The following is a 3,722-nucleotide window of genomic DNA, read 5'->3' as shown; positions in this document are numbered from 1 at the left end:
TTTCTGGTGCGTACCGGGCTGAGAGGCGGTGTAAGTGAACTGTAGTTGCCATGTTTTACGGCAATGAGAGCAGAGATAGCGCTGATGTCCGGCAGTGCTTTTGCCGTTACGCACCACGCCTTCAGTAGCGGAGCAGGAAGGACATCTGATGGAAATGGAAGCCACGCAAGCACCTTAAAATCACCATCATACACTAAATCAGTAAGTTGGCAGCATTACCCAACGATGCGCCCTCCTTCGCCATTGAGTCTGGCATGGCGCAAATTTGGCAGCGGCAAAGCGGTAGAAGATATTGTGACCTTGTTTACCCAGCGCAGGCCGGAAATCAGCGGATTTTTAGAAATTTTCGGCAACCCACGCAGTTAAAAATCAAGTTTCCTTGCGCGTTGGCGCGTAAAATAGCGCGCAAGCTGATTTGAGGTTCACTTTTAACTATGCAAGAGAGACACACGGAACAGGACTATCGTGCCCTGCTGATTGCTGATACGCCCATTATTGATGTTCGCGCCCCTATCGAGTTTGAGCAAGGCGCAATGCCCGCCGCTATCAATCTGCCGTTAATGAATAACGATGAACGCGCCGCCGTTGGCACCTGCTATAAACAGCAAGGGTCAGACGCGGCGCTGGCGCTGGGGCATAAACTGGTGGCGGGTGAAATTCGTCAGCAGCGCATAGACGCCTGGCGGGCAGCGTGCCTGCAAAATCCGCAAGGTATTCTCTGCTGTGCCCGTGGCGGTCAACGCTCACATATTGTGCAAAGCTGGTTGCATGCAGCGGGGATTGATTATCCGCTGGTGGAAGGCGGTTATAAGGCACTGCGCCAGACCGCGATTCAGGCGACTATTGAACTGGCACAAAAACCGATAGTGCTGATTGGCGGTTGTACCGGCAGCGGTAAAACGCTGTTAGTGCAGCAACAGCCGAACGGTGTCGATCTGGAAGGGCTGGCGCGTCATCGCGGTTCGGCGTTTGGTCGCACGTTACAACCACAACTTAGCCAGGCGAGTTTTGAAAATCTGCTGGCTGCCGAAATGCTAAAAACCGACGCCCGTCAGGATTTGCGCCTGTGGGTGCTGGAAGATGAAAGCCGGATGATCGGTTCGAATCACCTGCCGGAATGTCTGCGCGAGCGAATGACTCAGGCGGCGATTGCGGTGGTAGAAGATCCGTTTGAGATCCGTCTTGAACGCCTGAACGAAGAGTATTTCTTGCGTATGCATCATGATTTTACCCACGCGTACGGCGACGAACAGGGCTGGCAGGAATATTGCGAATACCTGCATCACGGACTTTCGGCTATTAAGCGTCGGCTGGGGTTACAGCGCTATAACGAACTCGCTGCCCAGCTGGATACGGCGCTGACAACGCAACTCACCACCGGCAGCACCGACGGTCATCTGGCCTGGCTGGTGCCGTTACTTAAAGAATATTACGACCCAATGTATCGCTATCAGCTTGAGAAAAAAGCGGAAAAAGTTGTCTTTCGCGGTGAGTGGGCGGAAGTGGCGGAATGGGTTAAGGCGCGGTAATGAGGGACGTATTTGTATTAGTCGCGACTTGATCTGACACATGGCCTTGAAAGGTTGAGAGTTACCGGTTTTGATATGAGTGTCGAATCCTTATCCAAAACAAGAGGTAACTCTCATGCTTCATACTGCCAATCCCGTCATCAAACACAAAGCCGGTTTGCTCAATCTGGCTGAAGAACTCAGCAACGTATCAAAAGCCTGTAAAATCATGGGCGTTTCGCGTGATACGTTTTATCGTTACCGCGAACTGGTCGCTGAAGGCGGTGTGGATGCGCAGATTAATCGTAGTCGCCGCGCTCCTAACCTTAAGAACCGTACCGATGAGGCAACTGAACAGGCTGTTGTTGATTACGCCGTCGCTTTCCCGACACATGGTCAGCACCGGGCCAGCAACGAGCTGCGTAAACAGGGGGGTTTTATCTCCGACAGTGGTGTCCGTTCTGTCTGGTTACTCCATAACCTTGAGAATCTCAAAAGACGATACTGAACAAATTTTATCAGGTGACGTTCCGTAAAAAGTTGTATGGAGTTCTCGATGCAGTCGGCGCGACTATCAGTACCCCCGCTGAACCCTGGACTATCGGGCCGCCGTACTGGGGCATGTCACCCTGGCGTGCCGCTGGTTTTCCGCTAATGGTTTATTTCCTCTTTCTTTCCCGGCAAGAATTTATTTTAATCCGGAAGGATTATTTATTTTCAGATAGGGACTCACATTAAACACGTAACATTTTAATTAATGCATGGCTGAATATGTATTACACAATGTCAGATATCGTAAAAGACCAGTGCAATTCTATGTAAACTCTCTGACTGTTCATTTTATTTGTTGTTTCAGGGTCGGAACTCACCCTCAATAAACAACTGAATACGAGTAGATATTCATCGTCTGAGCTATATGGCTTTACACAATAGCCGACATGTCTTTTCTCAGTCAGGAATTTTACTTTTCCTCACTACGAAGTTGACGACTTCGATATGGGATAGACTCTTAATTCAAGCAATTACTCTGCACAAGCATCAGGCAATCCAGCTCCAATATTTGTTATAAAATAATGCGTAACATTAATTTCACCAACAAAAAAAGGTTTACACCATCCCCTTGCCCTGGTATCTTACCATATTTACACCACACTTTTTTTGTATCTGGATCATTCTTTGATACGATTTTCGCCACTTGTTCCCTGGCCCTCACTGTCAATGTTTTCTTAAACCTACCCCCATCATCATTTGTTAGGGAAAAATAAGAAAAAAAATAATCATCTTCTACATTTGTGTATATTGATATATCCACCGCTACGTGCGAAAAAAAATCTGGGAGCCATGTAAAAACTCCATCATTTTCTGGTATTGCCATATAGTTTATGTAATGTTTACTTACAAGAGATTCATCTTTGTATAAATAAAGATAAGTAATTACGCATAAAACAACAATGATTATAATAGCAAAAATAAATATTATCATCTTTGATAGATTACTTGAGATAGCCAGCATCTTGTAAAGCCTTTATCGTTTTTTTATGCTCTGGATTAATATAATCACTACATCTATCTGAGCAATCTGTTGTTGATGGACATGTCAACCCATGGTCATTTACAGCCAAGTCTTTTTTATTATCTTCAATCATTTCAGAATGGGATAGCTTTACTTTTCTGCCGTACATACCGAACAGATTTAATCCGTAATCTCTAATCTCTTTTTCATAACCCAGCCCTTTCGCCGATCGGCTAACACCAGCGTCATTTAATTTAGACACTCGACAAAATGCCATACAATGGAAAAATTGATCAGTCCCACCTAAATTTAATCTCTTCATAAGTATCAGATAATATATCCCATGCTCTTTGGGTAATGACTCCAACTTACTGATAGTGTTTTATGTTCAGATAATGCCCGATGACCTTGTCATGCAGCTCCACCGATTTTGAGAACGACAGTGACTTCCGTCCCAGCCTTGCCAGATGTTGTCTCAGATTCAGATTATGTCGCTCAATGCGCTGAGTGTAACGCTTGCTGATAACGTGCAGCTTTCCCTTCAGGCGTGATTCATACAGCGGCCAGCCATCCGTCATCCATACCACGACCTCAAAGGCCGACAGCAGGCTCAGAAGACGCTCCAGTGTGGCCAGAGTGCGTTCACCGAAGACGTGCGCCACAACCGTCCTCCGTATCCTGTCATACGCGTAAAACAGCCA

Annotated in this window: 2 protein-coding genes and 6 pseudogenes; 3 read left to right on the top strand and 5 right to left on the bottom strand. The window is 46.6% G+C overall.

The features are described from left to right. The coding region (locus tag BHE85_RS11875; protein WP_047664789.1) for an IS1 family transposase at nucleotides 1–165 on the bottom strand (165 nt) is incomplete at its 3' end. A 54-nt stretch (nucleotides 166–219) separates the two neighbouring features. On the opposite strand from BHE85_RS11875, the pseudogene BHE85_RS11870 reads away from it, so the two are divergent. The 3 genes and pseudogenes from BHE85_RS11870 to BHE85_RS11860 form a co-directional block, all read left to right on the top strand. Then, nucleotides 220–366, top strand: a pseudogene (locus tag BHE85_RS11870) (HTH-type transcriptional activator AllS); the annotation flags it as partial. Between the two features lie 68 nt (nucleotides 367–434). Beyond that, nucleotides 435–1,529: a tRNA 2-selenouridine(34) synthase MnmH gene (gene mnmH, locus BHE85_RS11865; protein ID WP_001157963.1), complete on the top strand. Its 1,095-nt coding sequence runs from the start codon at nucleotides 435–437 to the stop codon at nucleotides 1,527–1,529. 115 nt (nucleotides 1,530–1,644) lie between these two features. Further along, nucleotides 1,645–2,010: pseudogene (locus tag BHE85_RS11860) on the top strand (helix-turn-helix domain-containing protein); the annotation flags it as partial. A 58-nt stretch (nucleotides 2,011–2,068) separates the two neighbouring features. Here BHE85_RS11860 and BHE85_RS28410 read toward each other — a convergent pair. From BHE85_RS28410 to BHE85_RS11845, 4 pseudogenes are all read right to left on the bottom strand, one after another. Then, nucleotides 2,069–2,164: pseudogene (locus BHE85_RS28410) on the bottom strand (hypothetical protein); the annotation flags it as partial. A 602-nt stretch (nucleotides 2,165–2,766) separates the two neighbouring features. Beyond that, a pseudogene (locus tag BHE85_RS27465) lies at nucleotides 2,767–3,021 on the bottom strand (YbbD family protein); the annotation flags it as partial. Further along, a pseudogene (locus tag BHE85_RS11850) lies at nucleotides 3,002–3,374 on the bottom strand (RHS repeat-associated core domain-containing protein); the annotation flags it as partial. The pseudogenes BHE85_RS11850 and BHE85_RS27465, both read right to left, overlap by 20 nt. A gap of 15 nt (nucleotides 3,375–3,389) precedes the next feature. Then, nucleotides 3,390–3,722: pseudogene (locus BHE85_RS11845) on the bottom strand (IS1-like element IS1X2 family transposase); the annotation flags it as partial.

The sequence above is a fragment of the Shigella sp. FC1567 genome, from assembly GCF_001743015.1.
Classification (GTDB): Bacteria; Pseudomonadota; Gammaproteobacteria; order Enterobacterales; family Enterobacteriaceae; genus Escherichia; species Escherichia coli.
Note: the sequence above shows the minus strand (reverse complement) of the source record. Positions and strands in the feature narration are given on the sequence as shown.